Annotated in this window: 12 protein-coding genes and 2 pseudogenes; 6 read left to right on the forward strand and 8 right to left on the reverse strand. The window is 65.7% G+C overall.

The window, feature by feature from the left end:
- Nucleotides 1-6: 6 nt before the first annotated feature.
- From D1F64_RS18650 to D1F64_RS18665, 4 genes are all read right to left on the reverse strand, one after another.
- Nucleotides 7-846 carry an ABC transporter permease gene (locus D1F64_RS18650; RefSeq protein WP_117413637.1) on the reverse strand — a complete coding sequence of 280 codons (840 nt, stop codon included), beginning with the start codon at nucleotides 844-846 and terminating at the stop codon, nucleotides 7-9.
- Nucleotides 846-1,814 carry an ABC transporter permease gene (locus tag D1F64_RS18655; RefSeq protein ID WP_117413638.1) on the reverse strand — a complete coding sequence of 323 codons (969 nt, stop codon included), beginning with the start codon at nucleotides 1,812-1,814 and terminating at the stop codon, nucleotides 846-848. The genes D1F64_RS18650 and D1F64_RS18655 overlap by 1 nt, the downstream gene beginning before the upstream one ends.
- A gap of 139 nt (nucleotides 1,815-1,953) precedes the next feature.
- Nucleotides 1,954-3,501: an ABC transporter substrate-binding protein gene (locus tag D1F64_RS18660; RefSeq protein WP_117413639.1), complete on the reverse strand. Its 1,548-nt coding sequence runs from the start codon at nucleotides 3,499-3,501 to the stop codon at nucleotides 1,954-1,956.
- 72 nt (nucleotides 3,502-3,573) lie between these two features.
- Entirely contained in the window at nucleotides 3,574-4,350 is a 777-nt protein-coding gene (locus D1F64_RS18665) for a class II aldolase/adducin family protein (RefSeq protein WP_117413640.1), read from the reverse strand.
- A gap of 421 nt (nucleotides 4,351-4,771) precedes the next feature.
- Here D1F64_RS18665 and D1F64_RS18670 point away from each other — a divergent pair, with 421 nt between their 5' ends.
- The 3 genes from D1F64_RS18670 (at nucleotide 4,772) to D1F64_RS18680 (ending at nucleotide 9,800) form a co-directional block, all read left to right on the forward strand.
- Nucleotides 4,772-5,443: a GntR family transcriptional regulator gene (locus D1F64_RS18670; protein WP_117413641.1), complete on the forward strand. Its 672-nt coding sequence runs from the start codon at nucleotides 4,772-4,774 to the stop codon at nucleotides 5,441-5,443.
- Nucleotides 5,444-5,619: 176 nt separating this feature from the next.
- Entirely contained in the window at nucleotides 5,620-6,717 is a 1,098-nt protein-coding gene (locus tag D1F64_RS18675; protein ID WP_162901643.1) for an efflux RND transporter periplasmic adaptor subunit, read from the forward strand.
- Nucleotides 6,718-6,731: 14 nt separating this feature from the next.
- Complete coding sequence (locus tag D1F64_RS18680) at nucleotides 6,732-9,800, forward strand: efflux RND transporter permease subunit (protein ID WP_117413643.1); 3,069 nt, start codon at nucleotides 6,732-6,734, stop codon at nucleotides 9,798-9,800.
- Nucleotides 9,801-10,336: 536 nt separating this feature from the next.
- On the opposite strand, the gene D1F64_RS18685 is transcribed toward D1F64_RS18680, so the two are convergent.
- The 3 genes from D1F64_RS18685 to D1F64_RS18695 form a co-directional block, all read right to left on the reverse strand.
- The gene (locus D1F64_RS18685; protein ID WP_117414717.1) at nucleotides 10,337-12,517 is read right to left on the reverse strand and encodes a glutamine synthetase III; all 2,181 of its coding nucleotides are present in this window, start codon (nucleotides 12,515-12,517) and stop codon (nucleotides 10,337-10,339) included.
- A 516-nt stretch (nucleotides 12,518-13,033) separates the two neighbouring features.
- Entirely contained in the window at nucleotides 13,034-14,467 is a 1,434-nt protein-coding gene (locus D1F64_RS18690) for an aldehyde dehydrogenase family protein (protein ID WP_117413644.1), read from the reverse strand.
- 71 nt (nucleotides 14,468-14,538) lie between these two features.
- On the reverse strand, nucleotides 14,539-15,666 hold the full coding sequence (locus tag D1F64_RS18695) for an iron-containing alcohol dehydrogenase (RefSeq protein ID WP_117413645.1): 1,128 nt from the start codon (nucleotides 15,664-15,666) through the stop codon (nucleotides 14,539-14,541).
- 149 nt (nucleotides 15,667-15,815) lie between these two features.
- Between D1F64_RS18695 and D1F64_RS18700 the strand changes: the two genes are divergently transcribed.
- A complete protein-coding gene (locus D1F64_RS18700) occupies nucleotides 15,816-16,754 on the forward strand; it encodes a LysR family transcriptional regulator (protein ID WP_162901644.1) in 939 nt (312 codons plus the stop codon).
- A 158-nt stretch (nucleotides 16,755-16,912) separates the two neighbouring features.
- Nucleotides 16,913-18,106 carry a CaiB/BaiF CoA-transferase family protein gene (locus D1F64_RS18705; RefSeq protein ID WP_117413647.1) on the forward strand — a complete coding sequence of 398 codons (1,194 nt, stop codon included), beginning with the start codon at nucleotides 16,913-16,915 and terminating at the stop codon, nucleotides 18,104-18,106.
- A gap of 178 nt (nucleotides 18,107-18,284) precedes the next feature.
- Here D1F64_RS18705 and D1F64_RS18710 read toward each other — a convergent pair.
- Nucleotides 18,285-18,915: pseudogene (locus D1F64_RS18710) on the reverse strand (glutathione S-transferase family protein).
- 207 nt (nucleotides 18,916-19,122) lie between these two features.
- Here D1F64_RS18710 and D1F64_RS24855 point away from each other — a divergent pair.
- Nucleotides 19,123-19,240, forward strand: a pseudogene (locus D1F64_RS24855) (IS3 family transposase); the annotation flags it as partial.
- Between the last annotated feature and the right edge of the window lie 15 nt (nucleotides 19,241-19,255).

The following is a 19,255-nucleotide window of genomic DNA, read 5'->3' on the forward strand; positions in this document are numbered from 1 at the left end:
ACGCTCCTATTTGCCGCGCCGCGCGAGGCGGGGGTTGAGGGCGTCGTTGAGGCCCTCGCCGATGAGGTTGAGCGCCAGCACGGTGAGCAGGATGGCGACGCCGGGGAAGAACGACAGCCACCAGGCCTGGCGGATGACGGTGCGCGCAGCCCCGATCATGTAGCCCCAGGACATCAGGTTCGGATCGCCGAGCCCGAGGAACGACAGCGAGGATTCCAGCAGGATCGCGGTGGCCACCATCAGCGAGGCCAGCACGATGATCGGCGACAGCGTGTTGGGCAGGATCTGGCGCCAGATGATCGTAGCGCTCGATTGCCCCGAGAGCACGGCGGCCTCGACATATTCGCGCGAGCGCAGCGACAGCACCTCGCCGCGCACCAGCCTGGACACCGGCGGCCAGCTGACAATTGCGATCGCCGCGATGATCGACTCGATGCTCGGCTCGAAGATGGCCACCAGCACGATGGCCAGCGCGAAGCTCGGCACCGTCTGGAAGAACTCGGTGAAGCGCATCAGCGCATCGTCGATCCAGCCGCCGAAGTAGCCGGCGAGCGCGCCGATGGGAATGCCGATCAGCAGCGCGACCACGGTGGAGACCAGACCGACCATCAGCGACACCTGCGCGCCATAGGCGAGCCCGGCGACCACGTTGCGGCCGAGCGCGTCGGTGCCCAGCGGGTAGGCGTTCATGTCGAGCGGCGGCACGAAGGGCCGCTGCACCATCTTCCACGGCGAGGCGGGGAACAGCAGCGGCGCCAGCAGGGCGACCGCGACGACCAGCGCCAGGATGATGATGCCGATGACCGCGCCGCGGTTGCGGCTGTAGCGTTTCCAGAAGTCCATCATCACGACACCCGGATTCTTGGGTCAACGACACGGTAGAGAATGTCGGTGATCAGGTTGAACAGCAGCACCATGGCGGCGGAGACGAAGAACACGCCGAGCAGCACGTTGTAGTCGCGCTGGGCCAGCGCCTCGAACATCAGCCGGCCGATACCCGGCCAGGCGAACACCGTCTCGGTGAGCACCGCGCCGCCGACAAGCTGGCCCGCCTGCAGACCGGCCAGGGTGACGACGGGCAGCATGGCGTTGCGAAAGATGTGCCGGCGCTGGATGATGCCGGGCTTGAGCCCCTTGGCGCGAGCCGTCTTGACGAAATCGAGCTGGCTGACCTCGAGCATCGCGGCCCGCGTCATGCGCATGTAGACCGCCATGAAGAACAGCCCCAGCGTGACCGCCGGCAGGATCAGGTGCTCGCCGATGTCGAGGACCCGGCGCCAGCCCTCGTGATTGGCGCCCACCGTGACGTAGCCGAAGCCGGGCAGCCAGTTGAGATAGACCGAGAACACCAGCACCGCCATCAGCGCCACCCAGTAGAGCGGGGTCGCATAAAACAGCAGCGCCAGGGTGGAGATCGCCGTGTCCGACCATTTGCCGACGCGGGCCGACGCCAGCACGCCGGCAATGGTGCCAAGCAGCAAGGAGATGACGAAGGCCGTCATGGTCAGCAGCACGGTGGCGGGCAGCCGGTCGAAGATCAGATCGGCCACGGGCATCTGCTGGCGATAGGAGAAGCCGAGATCGAGCTGCACGACGCCGCCGAGATACAGACCAAGCTGGGTCAGCAGCGGCTTGTCGAGGCCGAACTGCTCGCGCAGCTGAGCGATGAATTTCGCGTCCGCGGCCCCCGCCTCGCCAGCCATGACGGCCGCCGGATCGCCGGGTGCGGCGTGGATGAGGAAGAAGTTCAGAACGAGAATGGCGAGCAGGATGACCACCGCCTTCGCCAGGCGCATTGCGATAAAGCGTAGCATCGGACCCTTTCAGCGCCGGGTATCGGCAAAACCGCGTCCCGCCGGCCGGCCCGCCGCTCAATGCGACGAGGCGGACAGGCGCGGCCGAACGAGGCGGCACGCGGACCATCAGGCCCGCGTGCCCGGATGACAGGACAGCCTACTTCTCGATGTAGGCGTTCTTGAAGCCGTCGTTGACGCCGATCGCCGTCGTCACCAGGTCCTTGACCGAACACCGGGTGATGGTCGGGAAGCCGAGCTCGAGCAGCCATGCGACCGGAACATCGTCGGTGAGGATCTTCTGCACCTCGGTGTAGATCGCCTGGCGCTCCGCATCGGTGACGGCGAGAGCCGCCTTGGCGAAGAGCTCGTCGACCTTCGGGTTCTCGTAACCCTCGACGTTGTTCCACTGGGAACCCTTGGCGATGTTGGTGGACACATAGGTCCGCGAGACGCCGAGAGCCGGATCACCGTATTGGTAGAGGTAGGTGAAGGCCATGTCGTAGTCCCACTCGGCCAGCTTCTGGTTCCAGCCCGCGACGTCGGTCGCCACGATCTCGACCGGGATGCCGACCTCGCCGAGGTTCTGCTTCACGGCCTCGGCCCAGCGCTGCCAGGTCTCGCCATACGGCAGGGGAAGCAGACGCACCGGGGTGCCGTCGTAGCCCATGTCCTTGAGAAGCGCCTTGGCCTTCTCCGGATTGTGCTCGTAGGACGTGCCCTCGTCGGAGAAGAACTTCGTCGAGGACGACACCGGACCTTGGGCAACCTTGCCCAGACCGTTCCACAGCGCGCTGCGGGCGAACTCACGGTCCATGGCGTACATGACGGCCTGACGGAAGCGCTTGTCGGCGGTCGGGCCCTCGCGGTTGTTCAGCCACATGAAGGAGTGCGGGCCGAAGTATTCCCAGCCCTTGTCGGTGACGCAGGTGTTGGGCAGCTCGGAGATGCGGCCGACGTCGAAGTTCTCGACGGAACCGCCCGGCAGGATGTCGACGGTGCCGGTCTCATAGGCCACGGCGCGCGAGGCGGCGTCGGGGATGACATGCCAGTAGATCTCGTCGAGATAGGGCTTGCCGTCCTCGTAGTACTCCTCGTTCTTGACCAGCAGGATGTGCGATCCCTTGACCCATTCCTTGAACTTGAAGGGGCCGGTGCCGATCGGCGTGTTGTTGGCCGGATTGGCCTTGTAGTCCGTGCCCTCGTAGATGTGCTTGGGGATCATCGGCATGGTGCCGGCCTCGAACACGCCGATGAACGGGCCGAACGGCTCCTTCATGTTGAAGACGACCGTGTTGGCGTCCGGCGCCTCGATGGAGGCGACATGCGACAGCGATCCGCGCAGCCGCGCATGGGTCTCGCGCAGGAAGACATCGGCGGAGAACACCACATCGGCGGAGCTGAAGGGCTCGCCATCGTGCCACTTGACGTTGTCGTGCAGGTGGAACGTGTAGGTCATGCCGTCGTCGGAAATCTCCCAGGATTTCGCGAGCTGCGGCATCGGCTCCATCTTGGTGGAGTAGCGCAGCAGACCCTCGTAGATCTGGCCGGCGACCATCTGCGTGGGGCCGTTCTGCACCAGTCCCAGCATCAGGCTGGGCGGCTCGGGCTGGATCACCACATTGGCGCGCCCGCCGGACACCGGCTCGGCGTGAGCCAGTGTGGCGGCGAGCAGGCCCGCCGCAAGTATCGTCATTCTCTTCAGCATCGCTTATGTCCCTCTGGTGGCGGCGAACGGGCTTTTGCCTCTTGTCGCCGAGTGCTTTGCTTGTGCCAGGATCTAGGTCACCAGATCCGGGTAGTGCTTGATGGCGAGACGCTGGAAGGCGTCCCATTGCGGGTCGCGGTTGGCATCGTGATGCGCGTCCCATTGCTCGTATTGGCGGGCGGTCTTCTCGGCCAGCGCAGGATCGATCCTGCGCGGGGTGCCGCCCGACGACATGATGGCGAGCTGCGCCCGGCAGGCGCGCTCCATGTTGTACATCAGCGCGAAAGCCTCCCCGACGCTGCGCCCGCAGGTCAGCAGCCCATGGTTGCGCAGGATCATGACGTTGCGATCGCCCAGATCGGCGACCAGCCGCTCGCGTTCGCCCAGGTCCAGCGCGATGCCCTCGTAGTCGTGGAAGGCGAGCCGGTCATGGAACTGCAGCGACCACTGATTGAGCGGCAGGATGCCCTCCTCCATCGAGGAGATCGCCACGCCGGCCACGGTGTGGGTGTGCAGCACGCAGTGCACATCGGGCCGCGCCTCATGCACCGCGGAATGGATGGTGAAGCCGGCCTTGTTGATGCCCGCGCCGTGGCTGTCGCGCAGGATGTCGCCGTTGAGATCGACGGTGACGAGATCGCTCGCCTTCACTTCGTCAAACCGCAGCCCGAAGGGGTTGATCAGGAAGGCGTGCTCGCCCTCATCCGCCGGCGCGCGGCCGGAGATGTGGGTGAAGATGCTGTCGTCCATCTTGAAATAGGCGATCAGACGGTAGGCCGCGGCAAGCTGGATCCGCTCTTCTGGCTGACGGGCTTGCGTGCCTGCGGACGACGGAGTCTCAACGCGCATCGATATGCTTCCTGACCGGCGCGACCGGATGAGAACCGGCGCGCCATTCGTGTGGTGACCTTCGGCCGGCCGGGCGGAGTTTCGGCAAACGACCCTCCAGGCGATCCGGTCCGGCGCTCAAGCCGACAAGCAAGCACACACGCGCTCAAATTGTCAATTGTCGACAATCTGCACAGCGCCTATATTCAAGGCAGCAGTGGAACACGACGGTCCGGGACGCAGTTTTTCGCACCGTTTCAGCCGTTCGTGCCGGCGACAGGGTGAGGGTGAGAAACTTGAACGGGGGAAATGATTCGGGGCATCCTGCGCCCACCCCGGCAGCTCGCGGGCGATTCCCTCCGCAGCCAAAGCGCGAGAAACGGCCCCGGGATGGACGACCTCCCGCCGCGCGCGAGGCCGCAGACAACGAAGGCGCCCGGACATGTTCCTGACCGTTTCCACGACAGACCTGGTCACGCAGATCGCGCGGCAGATCGCCGAGGCGATCGTCAACGGGCAGTTGAAACCCGGCGCGCGGCTGACGGAGCTGCAATTGTCGCGCGAGTTCGGCACCAGCCGGGCGCCGGTGCGCGAGGCGGCGCGGCTGCTCGAAAGCCAGGGCCTTGTGGTCTTCAGCCCCCGGCGGGGCTTCTTCGTGCGCACGCTGACCGCCGCCGACCTGCGCGACATCTACGAGCTGCGCATCGGCCTGGAACTGCACGCCGCCGACCTGGCGCTGACCCGCGTCGGGGCCGACGACATCGCCGGTCTGGAGCGTCAGATCGAGACGCTTTACCGGCTGGCGGACGAAGGCTCCATCGAGAGCCAGATTTTCGAGGATTTCATCTTCCACCGCATGCTCTGCACGGCAAGCGGCAACGCCCGGCTGCTGAAGGTCTATGACGGGCTGGCGATGGAACTGCGCGCCGGGATCACGCTGATCGGCAAGCTCTACGACGATCCGCACCGCATCGCCGAGACCCATGTGCCGATCGTCGAGGCGCTGAAGAAGGGCGACCGCGAAGAGCTGCGCGAGGCCCTGCACTACCACATCGCCGCCGCCCAGGATGCCGTGGTGACGCTGTTCGACGGCATCGAGCGCGACAGCGCCTGAGCGTTCCGCCGACAGCGCAGCAGAGCGGCGGGAAACCGGCGATTTCCCCGCGTCGCCGATGATATCTTGTCACCATTTCCGGCTCTCGCTATGTTGCCAGAAGCGGAACGCCGCGCAGCCGGGAGTTCGGACCTCCGCCCGGCTCAATCCCGGGTTCGCCCATGGAAAAACCGAACATGCCGTTGGTAAGATGGCCGGCAATCGGCACTGTCGCTCTGGCTGTGGCGCTGGCGGGCGGGGTCACCTATCTCAGCCGTACCCAGCAGACGGTGAACGAGGCGGAAGCCTCTCCCACGGCATCCGGCACGGAAAAGACGCGCCCCGGCGTGGCGGTGGAAACCGCGGAAGTCGGCGTCGGCACCATCGTCGAGGACATCCGCGCCTTCGGCACGCTGGTGGCCAATGAATCGGTGATCGTCGCGCCGGAAATCGCCGGCCGGGTGGCGAAAATCCACTTCACGGAAGCGCAATCGGTGAAGACCGGCGACGTGCTGATCGAGCTCGACGCCGAGATCCTCAAGGCGCAGCTCGACAAGTCCCGATCCGACGTCGAGCTGGCGAAAAGCAATTTCGAACGCGCGGACAAGCTCGCGGCGCAAGGCAGCGGCACGCTGAGAGCCCGCGACGAAACCGCGGCCAGCTATCGCGCCGCGAACGTCGACCTCGCGCTTGCCGAAGCGCATCTGGCGAAGACGCGGATCACCGCGCCCTTCGCGGGCGTCGTGGGCTTTCGGGCCATCAGCGCCGGCGCCTATGTGACCCCCGGCCAGCGCATCGTCGAACTGGCCAGCATCGACCCGCTGAAGGTCGAGTTCCAGGTCTCGGAGACCTATCTGCCCGCGCTGGTCATCGGACTGCCGGTGCATGTCACCGTCGACGCCCGGCCCGGCGAGCAGATCACCGGCAAGATCACCGCGATCGACCCGATCGTCGACGTGGGCGGCCGCGCGATCCGCCTGCGCGCCCAGGTGCCGAATCCCGATGGACGGCTGTCGCCCGGCCTGTTCGCCCGCATCCGCGTCATCGTCGATCAGCGTCCCGGCGCGATGGTGGTGCCCGAGGCGGCCGTGTTCCAGGACGGCGGCCAACTCTATGTCTACCGCATCCGCTCCGGCAAGACGGAGAAGACGGCGGTGAGCATCGGCCAGCGCCAGCCCGGAACCGTCGAGATCCGCGACGGTCTGCTGAGCGACGATATCGTCGTCACCGCGGGCCAATTGCTGTTGCGCGACGGCGCAAGCGTCAAAGTGGTCGACGGCCCCGGCGGCGCCTGACGGAGGCTGATGGCATGACCATTCTGGAGTTTTTTGTCCGCCGCCCCGTTTTCGCGACCGTCGTCAGCCTGATGCTGCTGCTGCTCGGCTTCGTGTCGTTTGACCGCCTCACCTTGCGCGAATATCCCAACATCGACGCGCCGGTCGTCTCCGTGCGCACAGACTATCCCGGCGCCAGCGCGCAGATCATCGAATCCCAGGTCACCCAGGTGCTGGAAGGCTCGATCGCCGGTATCGGCGGGGTCGAGGTGCTGGAGTCGCGCTCGCGGCCGGAATCCAGCCGCATCACCGTGCGCTTCCTGCTGTCGGTCGACCCGGAAGTGGCCGCAAGCGACGTGCGCGACCGCGTCAGCCGCGTGCGCGGCCGGCTGCCCGCGGAAGTCTCCGAGCCGGTCATCGCCAAGGTGGAGGCCGACGCCCAGTCGATCATCTTCGTGGCGCTCACCTCCGACCGGGCCACCCCGATCGAAGTGTCGGACTACGCCGACCGCTACATCCGCGACCGGCTGCAGAACATGCCCGGCGTCGCCGAGGTGCGGATCTTCGGCGAGCGCCGCTACGCCATGCGCATCTGGATCGACCGCACCCGGCTGGCGGCTTACGACCTCACCGTCCAGGACGTGGAGACCGCATTGCGCCAGCAGAACGTCGAGGTTCCCTCGGGCCGCATCGAGAGCCTTGACCGCGAGTTCACCGTTCTGTCGCGCTCCGGCCTCAGCACCACCGCGCAGTTCGAACGCATCGTGCTGAAGGACGCCTCGGGCTTCTCCGTGCGCATCGGCGACGTCGCGCGGGTGGAAATCGGTCCCGAGGACGAGCGCCGCTCCACCCGTTTCAACGGCGACAACGCGGTGATCCTGGGCATCAACAAGCAGGCCACCGCCAATCCGCTGGAGGTTTCCGATGCGCTGAACGCGGTGATGCCGGACATCCGCCGCGACCTGCCGGCCGGAATGAACGCCCAGATCGCCTACGACAAGTCGATCTTCATCGAACGCTCGATCCAGGCGGTGTTCACCACAATCGCGGAAGCCGTGGTGCTGGTGGTGCTGGTGATCTTCTTCTTCCTGCGCTCGATCCGCGCCACGCTGATCCCGCTGGTCACGATTCCGGTGTCGCTGATCGGCGCCTGCACGGTGATGTACGCGCTGGGCTTCTCCATCAACACGCTGACGCTGCTGGCCATGGTGCTGGCCATCGGGCTGGTGGTCGATGATGCCATCGTGGTTCTGGAGAACATCCACCGGCACATCGAGAACGGCGTCAAGCCGGTGCGCGCGGCGATCACCGGCATCCAGGAGATCTCCGGAGCCGTCGTCGCCATGACGCTGACGCTGGCCGCCGTCTACGCGCCGGTGGCCTTCGCGCCGGGGCGCACGGGCAAGCTTTTCACCGAATTCGCCCTCACCCTGGCCGCGGCCGTGCTGATGTCAGGCCTCGTGGCGCTGACGCTGAGCCCGATGATGTGTTCGCAGCTCATGCGCGCGCACGAAAGGCGCGGCCGCGTCTCGCAGGCGCTGGAGAACGGGCTCAATGAGCTCAACGCCGGCTACCGCTGGCTGCTGATCCAGTCGCTCAAGGCGCGCTGGCTGATCGTGGCGCTGGTGCTGGCGGTGGGCGGCGGCTCCTACATGATGCTGACCACCCTGAAATCCGAACTCGCTCCCCTCGAGGACCGCGGCGTGCTGTTCCTCACCGGCTCCGCGCCCGAGGGCTCCACCATCGACTTCACCAGCCGCTACGGCGATCAGGTCGAGGCGCTTCTGGCGAAGGTGCCGGAGGTGAAATCCTATTTCATGATCGCGGGATCGCCGGAAGTCACCGACATCGTGTCCTTCTCGCAGCTCGAGCCGTGGGAGACCCGCGCGCGCACCCAGATGGAGATCGGCGCGGAACTGCAGCCGAAAGTCCGTCAGGTCGCGGGCCTGCGCGCCTCGGTCAACAACCCGGGCTCGTTTGGCCAGAGCCCGCGCGCCCGGCCCATCGAGTTCCTGATCCTCACCGCCGAGCCCTACGAGAAGCTCGACGCCTACACGCAGCAGTTTCTCGACGCGATCGAGGAGAATCCGAACCTCGTCAACATGAACAGCGACCTGACGCTGAACAAGCCGCAGATCGAGGTGGCGCTCGACCGTGACCGGGTCGCCGACGTGGGCGCGGGCGTGCTTGCCGTCGGCCGCACCATGGAGACCCTGCTCGGCGGCCGTCAGGTGACGCGCTTCAACATGAACGGCGAGCAATACGACGTCCTGGTGCAGGTGGCCCCCACCGACCGCCGCACCCCGGCCGACCTGCAGGACATCTACGTGCGCGGCCAGAACGGCGCCATGGTGCAGCTGTCGAACCTGATCACGGTCAAGGAGACGGTTTCGGCCAAGGAGCTGAACCGGTTCAATCAGCTCCGGGCGGTGAAGATATCGGGCAACCTGGCGCCGGGCTATTCGCTCGGCGAGGCGCTGGAGTATCTCGACCAGACGGCCCGCAGCGTCCTGCCGGCCAGCACCCGCACCGACTACGGCGGCATTTCGCGCGAATTCCGCCAGACCGGCTCAAGCCTGCTGTTCATCTTCGTGCTGGCGCTCGGCTTCATCTACCTGGTGCTGGCGGCGCAGTTCGAGAGCTTTGTCGACCCGTTCATCATCATGCTGACGGTACCGCTGTCGATGCTCGGCGCACTGGCCGCCATGCACTGGAGCGGCGGGACGCTGAACATCTACAGCCAGATCGGGCTGATCACGCTGATCGGGCTAATCACCAAGCACGGCATCCTGATCGTCCAGTTCGCCAATCAGCTTCAGGAGGAAGGCCGGAGCAAGCGCGACGCGGTGATCGAATCCGCCGCCCTGCGGCTGCGCCCGATCCTGATGACCACCGGCGCCATGGTCTGCGGCGCGATCCCCCTGGCGCTCGCCCACGGCGCGGGCGGCGAAAGCCGACAGGCGATCGGCTGGGTGATCGTCGGCGGCATGAGCTTCGGCACGGTGCTGACGCTCTTCGTCATCCCCACCGCCTACACGCTGTTCGCCCGCAACCGCGCGGCCGCCGAAGCCCCGGCGCCCGCCGTGGCACAGCCGGCGGAGTGACGCGGGCGCGCGTCGCCCGGAAGGATGGACAGCGCCAGCCGCCGATCCTTCGAGGCCCGCTTGCGCGGGCACCTCAGGATGAGGTTGAGTGTGTAGTGATCTCATAACGATATCAACACGATGACGTCATCCTGAGGAGGCGCGCAAGCGCCGTCTCGAAGGATGGGCAACCGGAACACCTTCGCCAACCGCCGCGCGCCCTCGACTGTCATCCCGGGCGCGATGCGGTGCGCAGTGCCGCTTCGCAGACCCGGGACGCCCCCCGTTGTCATCAGCCCTGTCCCCTCATGGTGTCATCCTCGGGAGGCCGCAGGCCTGCCCGGGGATCCAGCATCCCGTGCAGCCGGCTTTCGCCCACAGTCTGCGAGACCTGTGGTTACTGGATCCCCGACCCGGGCTTTGCCCTCTCGGGGATGACATCCGAGCGTGAAGCGCCGGGCGCGCCACGCGGCACCCGCTGGAAGCCGTCCCCAAGACATAAAACGCCGGCCAGGTCTCCCCGGCCGGCGTTCATCGTCGTTGAGGCGAAAGACCGCCTATTTGATGGTCAGCATTTCCTGGAAGGTCGGCAGCGGCCAGAGGTTATCGGCGACCACGCCTTCCAGCGCATCGACCTTCTCGCGGATCACCAGCATCTGCGGCAGGATCTTCTCCTTGATGAACAGGCTGTGCGCCTGGACGCCGTCGGTCTCATGCTCCTTGTGCTTGAGGTCCTCGAGCACCGCGACGCTGTCCTGCAGGTCCTTGATCAGGCCCGTGACCATCAGCACGGTGTCATGATCGGCCTCGATGCCGATGGCCTTGAGGGCGGCGAGACTGCCGGCGAGCTCGCCCTGGTAGCGCACCGCGGAGGGGAAGATCATCGTCTTCGCCATCTCGACGACCAGGTTGCTCTCCACGTTCACCGAGGCGATGTACTGCTCGGCATAGACCTCGTAGCGCGAGTGCAGCTCGCGCTCGGACAGCACGCCGTATTTCTCGAACAGGTCCGTGTAGGTCTTGTCGAGATAGACGCCCAGCGCGTCCGCGGTGGTCTTGAGGTTCGGCAGGCCGCGCCTTTCCGCCTCCTTGTGCCAGTCGTCGGAATAGCCGTCGCCGTTGAACACGACGGACGAGCATTCCGTCCAGATCTTCTTGACGTAGGCCGCCACGGCCTTGCCCAGCTTCTCCGGCGTGCCGGTGTCGGCGGCTTCCAGCATCGTCGCCGCCTCGTCGAGCGCTTCCGCCATGATGGTGTTCAGCGCCACCATCGGACCGGCGATCGACTGCGAGGAGCCGACGGCGCGGAACTCGAAGCGGTTGCCGGTGAAGGCCATCGGCGAAGTGCGGTTGCGGTCGCCCGAATGCTTGGGGATCGGCGGCAGCACGTCGACGCCGACGGACAGCGAGCTCTTCTTGGATTTCACGGTGCCGCCGTTGACGATGGCTTCCATGATCTCGTTGAGCTCCGCGCCCAGGAAGATCGAGATGATCGCCGGGGGAGCCTCGTTGGCGCCCAGGCGGTGGTCGTTCGAAGCCGAGGCGACGACGGCGCGCAGCAGCTTGGCGTGCTTGTAGACCGCCGAGATCATCGCCGCGCAGAACACCAGGAACTGCGCGTTCTCGGCCGGCGTGTCGCCCGGATCGAACAGGTTGCCGGCGGCCGACGAGCCCATGGAGAAGTTCACGTGCTTGCCCGAGCCGTTGACGCCGGCAAACGGCTTCTCGTGCATCAGGCAGGCCATGCCGTACTTCGTGGCGACCTTCTTGAGGATGGTCATCATCATCTGCTGGTGATCGGTGGCCACATTGGCGTATTCGAACACCGGCGCGATCTCGAACTGGCCCGGCGCCACTTCGTTGTGGCGCGTCTTGCTCGGGATGCCGAGCTTGAAGCACTCGCGCTCGACCTCGAACATGAAGGCCTGCACGCGCTCGGGGATGGCGCCGAAATAGTGGTCGTCGAACTCCTGGCCCTTGGGCGGGGGCGAGCCGAACAGCGCGCGGCCGCAGGCGAGAAGATCCGGACGCGAATAGAAGAAGTGGTTGTCGATCAGGAAATATTCCTGCTCGGCGCCGGCCGTGGCGGAGACGAAGGGACCGTCGGTGCCGAAGAATTTCAGCACCCGCTGGGTCTGCTTGTTGAGCGCCTGCATGGAGCGCAGCACCGGGGTCTTCTTGTCGAGCGCCTCGCCCGTCCAGGAGACAAACGCCGTCGGAATGCACAGCGTCGTGCCGTTGACGTTCTCGATGATATAGGCGGGGCTGGTCACATCCCAGATGGTGTAGCCGCGCGCCTCGAACGTCTGGCGGATGCCGCCGTTGGGAAACGAGGAGCCGTCCGGCTCGCCCTGGATCAGCGCGGAACCGGCGAACGTCGCGATCGTGCCGCCGTCGCCGTCGGGATCGAAGAAGGAATCGTGCTTCTCCGCCGTCAGACCCGTCAGCGGATAGAACACATGCGCGTAATGGGTCGCGCCCTTGCCCAGCGCCCAGGTCTTCATCGCCTCGGCGACCGCGTCGGCGGTGGTGATGTCGAGCTGCTCGCCCGAGGTGATCGTCTTCTTCAGCGACTTGAACGTGGACTTCGGCAAACGCTTCGCCATCTCGTTCAGACTGAAAACATTGTCTCCCCAGACGCTGCTGGTGGGGCTGGAGACGAAATCGATGCCCGAGACGATGTCCGGGGCCGAGACAATCGACGAAATGGCGTTAAGCCGCGCAGCGTTCCCGCTCATGAGCATTCCCTTTGACGTTTTCCGGTGCATTCGGATCAGAAGTCCTGCGCCTGGCTAAGCAATGCGCATGCCAGCCGCGCGGCGTATTCCGCGGCAGCCGGACGGCCAGCCGCCGCCCGCGCACGGGCGTGACCCGGCGCTGCTGCGAGCTGCGGTCCCAGTAGCGATCGAACGATTAAAAGGGATTTAAGATCAAGGCGTTGAACACAGATATCGGCGCGCATGGATGGCGCGGACACACGGGGCCGCAAAGCGGCGAAACCGCGTGCCCGCAAACCATCGCCCGCCATTGCAGACCGTCAGTTGCCTGCTTTTCAGGCAAACCATTGGAGTCGCACGCAAAACTCCCGTAACGTCACGATGAAAACTGCTCAACAAATCATCCAACCGGCGGGCGGTGACCAGGAAATTGGCAGATGTGACCGTATCGGGCCGATCAGCAGCGGATTTTTGAAGCGCGCGCGGTACAGGGAAGAGATTGGGACGCCGCGAAACCGCGCGGCGCCCCGTGCCGGCTTAGGCCAGCGTGTAGGCCGTCTTCACGGTGGTGTAGAACTCCGCCGCGTAAGAACCCTGTTCGCGCGAGCCGTAGCTCGATCCCTTGCGGCCGCCAAACGGCACATGGAAATCGACGCCTGCCGTCGGCAGGTTGACCATCACCATGCCGGCCTCCGCGTTGCGCTTGAAGTGCGTCGCGTGCTTGAGGCTGGTGGTGGCGATGCCCGAGGACAGGCCGAACGCCGTGTCGTTGGCGACAGCCAGCGCCTCGTCGTAGTCCTTCACCTGGATCACCGAGGCGACGGGGCCGAAGATTTCCTCGCGCGAGATGCGCATCTGGTTGTTGGCTTCCGTGAACAGCGCCGGCTGCAGATAGAAGCCCGGCGTTTCGCGGTTCAGACGCTCGCCGCCGAATGCCAGATTGGCGCCTTCCTTGCGGCCGATCTCGATGTAGTCGAGATCCTGCTTGAGCTGGCTGTCGTCGACCACGGGGCCGATCTGCGTCGTGCTGTCCAGCGCGTTGCCGACCTTCACCGCCGCCATCTTCTCGCTCAGCGCCGCGACGAAACGATCGTGGATGCCCTGGGTGACGATGAGGCGCGAGGACGCCGTGCAGCGCTGGCCGGTGGAGAAGAAGGCGCTGTTGAGCGCCGCGTCAACGGCGACGGCGAGATCCGCGTCATCGAGCACGACGAAGGGGTTCTTGCCGCCCATCTCGAGCTGATACTTGCGGTTGTGCTCGACCGATGCCGCGGCCACCCGCTTGCCGGTCGCGACCGAGCCGGTGAAGGTGATGGCGTTGACGTCGGGGCTGTCGAGCATCGCCTGGCCGACGACGGAGCCCTTGCCCATCACGAGATTCAGCACGCCCTTGGGCAGGCCCGCGCGGTGCAGGATATCAACGATGGCCCAGGAGCAGCCCGGCACCAGTTCGGCCGGCTTGAACACCACCGTGTTGCCGTAGCACAGCGCCGGGGCGATCTTCCACGCGGGGATGGCGATGGGGAAATTCCACGGCGTGATGATGCCGACGACGCCGACCGGCTCGCGGGTGATCTCGACGCCGATGTTCGGGCGCACGGACGGCAGCACCTGGCCGGCCAGCCGCAGGGTCTCGCCAGCGAAGAAATCGAAGATCTGCGCCGCGCGGACGGTCTCGCCGATGCCCTCGCCCAGCGTCTTGCCTTCCTCGCTGGACAGCAGGCGGCCGAGTTCTTCCTTGCGCGCCAGGATCTCGTCCGACGCCTTGCGCAGGATCGCGTGGCGCTCGAGGATGCCTGAGCGCGCCCACGCGGGTGCGGCGGCCTTCGCGGCCGCGATTGCGTTGCGCGCGTCGTCGGCATTGGCGCGCGCATAGAGGCCCACGACCTCGTCGGTGTTGGAGGGATTGATGTTCTCGATGGCTTCCGCGCCGGTCCACTCGCCGTCGATGAGGTTCTGATGGATGGTCATGATGCTTTTTCCGCCTTGATTTGAACGAGTTGGATGAGGAGGTCGCCGGCCGTGCGCCGACAACGGCATCCTCAATGCATGACGGCCTCGAGAAGGCCGCGATAGTCGGATGCGCTGGGCTCGCGTGGGTTGGTCGCGTGGCTGTGATCGGCGAGCGCGCGCTCGATGACCCAGTCGAGCCTGTCGGGCGTCACCCCGAGGGTTTTCAGCCCGGCCGGAATGCCAAGCCGCTTGTTGAGCGCGTCGAGTTCGTCGGCCAGATCGGCCGCGGGACCGAGGCCCATCGCCTGCTTGAGCCGGTCGATCTTCTCGCCCGCCACCGGCTGGTTGAACCGCACCACCACCGGCATGAGAATCGCGTTGAGCGTGCCGTGATGCAGGTTCGGCTCCTTGAGCCCGCCCAGGGCATGCGACAGGGAATGAACCGCGCCAAGCCCCTTCTGGAACGTCAGCCCGCCCTGCAGCGAGCCCATCATCAGTTCCGAACGCGCGGCCAGATTCGAGCCGTCGGTGACCGCCGTCTCCAGATTGCGCCAGATCTTTCCCGCGCCGTCGAGCGCGATGGCGTCGGCGGGCGGATTGATCCGCGGCGACAGGAAGGTCTCGATGCAATGCGACAGCGCATCCAGTCCCGTGGCCGCCGTGAGCCCCGCCGGCAGTCCCAGGGTGAGTTCCGGATCGCAGATCGCGCGCTTGGGGATCAGATGCGGGCTGATGAAGCCGAGCTTGCGTCCGTCCGTGAGCGTGATCAGCGCGGCGCGCCCCACCTCGGCCCCGGTGCCCGCGGTGGTCGGCACCGCGATCAGCGGCGCGACCGCATCGGTGATCCGCGGCAGACCGCCGAGGATCAGCGCGTAGCGCTCCAGCGGCCCTTCGTGGGTGGCCAGCAGCGCCACGCCCTTAGCGAGATCGATCGGCGAGCCGCCGCCGAGCGCCACCACGCCGTCGCAGCCCCCCGCCTTGTAGGCCGCGACCGCCGCCAGCGTCGCCTCTTCGGTCGGATTTGACGGCACGTCGAGAAATACTTGCGTTCCTTGCGGGCACAGTTTCACGACATCCGCAACCAGCCCCGTCGCCTCCAGGCCCCGGTCGCTGATCAGCAGCGGACGCGCGACGCCGAGCTGCTCAAGATGCGCGCCCAGAGTGGCGACGGCGCCTGCCTCAAATTCGATGGTCGTGAGATAGCTGATAACCGCCATGCGGGTCGTTTCCTGCTGCGCTCGATGTTCATGCGGCGGTGAAAACCGGTTGCCGCGCGTTCCCGGGTCCGGACGCCGACAATAAATTGCTTTGGCTCATGGAACAATATATCAAATTGAAACGTATTGTTGCGTCACAGGGACAATCAATGGACACCGAGCTGTTGACGGACATGGCCGTCTTCGCGGCCGTCGTGGAGCACAACGGGTTCTCCGCGGCTGCCGACGCGCTGAAAATGTCGAAATCCAACATCAGCCGACGCGTGGCCGCGCTCGAGACCCGCCTGCAACTGACCCTCATGCATCGCACGACGCGCAAGATCGGTCTCACCGAAAGCGGCCGGGTCTATTATCAGCATTGCGCGCGGGTGATGGAAGAGGCGCGCGCGGCGGATGCGGCCATCAGCGCGTTGAACACCAAGCCGACCGGGCTGCTGAGCGTCAGCCTGCCGGAAACGCTCGGACGCGCCTTCATCCTGCCGCTGCTGCCGGAGTTTCTCGACAGCTATCCCGATATCCGGCTCAGCCTGACCTTCACCAACCGCAACGTCGATCTGATCGAGGAGCATTGCGACATCGCGGTGCGCAAGGGCGTGATCGACGACGAGAGCCTGTGCGTGATCCCGCTGGGCGATTCCGCGCAGTTTTTCTATGCGGCGCCCGGATATCTGGAAGGCGCGCCGCCGCTCGACGAGCCCGTGGCGCTGCAGCAGCACGCCTTCATCGCCGCGAACACCGCCGCCGGCCCCTTCGATCTGAAGGTCGAGCGCGGCAGGGAAACCACCAGCGTCCGCATCGTGCCAAGGGTGGCGGTGCGCGACCACGAGGCGATCCTGTCGCTGACGCTGGCGGGCCAGGGCGTCGCGCTGCTGCCGGCATGGCTGGCGCGAAAGCATGTGAGCAGCGGAGCGCTTGTGCCGGTTCTGCTGGATTGCCGGGGACCAATGGTGACCTTCAACGCGGTCTTCCATCCGCATCTGGGCATGGCGCCGAACCTGCGCGCCTTCATCGATTTCCTCAAGCACCACTGGCGCTTCCACCGGCCGTGGGAGACCGAGGGCGTGCTCACGCTGGTTGAGGCCACCTGAACGCGCATCGTCCGCACCGGCTTCGTTTCGCGACAGCACATTGTCCGAAATTGAATCTGGCCTAACGGCGATCACGCTTCCTATACTTCGTCCCAATGCGGCGCGGCGGCAACTTCCGCTGATGATCGCTTATAAAATCAAGGGGATAGAGGTACGCTATGACGTTTCGCCCGGCCAGCACGGCCCTCAACCACATCACCGTCCTCGACCTGACGCAGGTGCGCTCGGGACCGACCGCCGTGCGTCAGTTGGCCGACTGGGGCGCCAATGTGATCAAGATCGAGATGCCGGCAAGCGGCGACGACGGCGGCGGCATGGGCGGCCCCCGGGCGGGCTCGGATTTCCAGAACCTGCACCGCAACAAGCGCAGCCTGACGCTGAACCTCAAGACGCCACAAGGGCTTGAGGTGTTCCGCAAGCTCGCGGCAACGGCGGATGTGGTGGTGGAGAATTTCCGGCCCGCGGTGAAGCACCGGCTCGGCATCGCCTACGAGGATCTCAAAGCGCTCAACCCGGGGATTGTTCTGGCCAGCATTTCCGGCTTCGGCCAGGACGGACCCTACCGCGACCGCCCCGGCTTCGACCAGATCGCGCAGGGCATGGGCGGCCTGATGTCGATCACCGGGCTTCCCGGCCAGGGGCCGGTGCGCGTGGGCATCCCGATCGCCGATCTCTGCGCGGGGATATTCTGTGCGCAAGGGGTGCTGACCGCCTTGCTGGAGCGCGAGGTTTCCGGCGAGGGCCAGTGGATACAGACGTCGCTCCTGCAGGCGCAGGCGTTCCTGCTCGACTTCCAGGCGGCGCGCTGGCTGGTGGATGGCGAGGTGCCGCAACAGGCGGGCAACAACCATCCCACGGTCATCCCGACCGGCGTCTTCAAGACCGCCGACGGGCATATCAACATCGCCTGCGCGGGCCAGGCGATCTGGCTGCGATTGTGCGAGGCCCTGGGGACAACCGAGTGGAACGACGACCCGGAGTTTGCCGACCCGCAGGCGCGATCGGCCAACCGCAACCGGCTGAACGCGATCATCGAGGACCGGCTCAAGAGCGCCAGCAGCGCCGAATGGATCGCCGTGCTCAACGAGGCCGGCGTGCCCTGCGGCGAGATCAATTCCATCGATGAAGTGTTTGAAAATCCTCAGATAAAACATCTGGGCATGGCGCAGCCGGTGCATTCCACCGAGCGCGGCGACACGCATCTGGTGGGTCAGCCGATCATCATGAGCCGCACGCCGAGCACGATTTCCGAACCGCCGCCGACCTGCGGCCAGCACACGGACGCCATCCTCGGCGATCTGGGCTACAGCGCGCGGGAAATCGCGGAAATGCGCGAAGATTCAGTGATTTAAACGCAAGACACGGCGTGTCGGGCCAATTCAACTGTCCCGACTAATTTCTGTCGAATTGCAGATGTTTTGAATGAAATTTGCGTCAAATTTGAATGAAATTCGACATGCTTTCGAAAGGAATGTCTTGCGCGGACCGGATTTCGGAGCGCACCCCGGAATCCGGCCCGCGGGGCTCGTCTCAACTCGGTGACGGCATCAGGGCATCGTCGATTTCGCGTGCGCGCACCGCAGCGGGGCGCGCGGTCAGGCGCTCTGCGTATTCTGCAAACCCCGGCCGGTCAGGCAAGGTGCCGAACATCCGTCCCCAGAGGATTTGCGAGCCCACATAGACATCCGCGGCGCTGAACGTCCCTCCGGTGACATAGTCCCGCCCATCCGACAGCATGGCGGCGAGCGCATCGGCGACCGCCTCCAACGAGCCGTACCCGGCCCGCCCCGCGCCTGCGGATCGTCAGGCAGCTCGAAACCGAAGGAGGCGTTGGTAATCGCCGCCTCGCCGGGACCGGCGGCGAAGAACATCCAGCGCAGGTAGGCCGCACTCTCGGGGTGCCCGGCGCCGGGGCGAGCCCCGCCTCGGGGAAGGCGGCGGCGAGATAGGCGCAGCAGGCGGCCGCTTCGGTCACCACGGCGTCTCCGTGCCGCAGAGCGGGCACCTTGCCCATGGGGTTGATCGCCAGATAGTCGGGTGATTTCATTTGCGGCCCATATTCCAGCACCCGCGTCTCGTAAGGCTGCCCCAGTTCCTCGAGCATCCAGCGCACGATGCGCCCGCGTGACATGGGATTTGTGTAGAAGATGATCTCGGACATGGGCGGCGCCTCCTTGCTTATCGTTCGCTCCCCGATAGTTCACCATCGCGCCTGGGCATGACAAGGCGACAACAGGGGACGCGGCAGCTTTGGGCCGGCCGACTGTGTACAACCTGTCGATGAGCCAAGGGAAAGATCAGTCTCTGCGGCCTGCTGCCGGTTTCCTAGACACCGAAATAAGGTGTTTGGCGGAACTGGAGAGTGGGAATGGAAAGCGGGAAGCTCAGCCGCGAGTTCAAGCTCGAGGCAGTGAGGTTGGTGAAGGATCGGGGCGTTGGCGCAGGCTGCCCGTGATCTGGATCTCCATCAGACCATTCCGCGCCAACGGCCTCCCTCCGCG

This window comes from Breoghania sp. L-A4 (genome assembly GCF_003432385.1).
In the GTDB taxonomy this organism is placed as follows: Bacteria; Pseudomonadota; Alphaproteobacteria; order Rhizobiales; family Stappiaceae; genus Breoghania.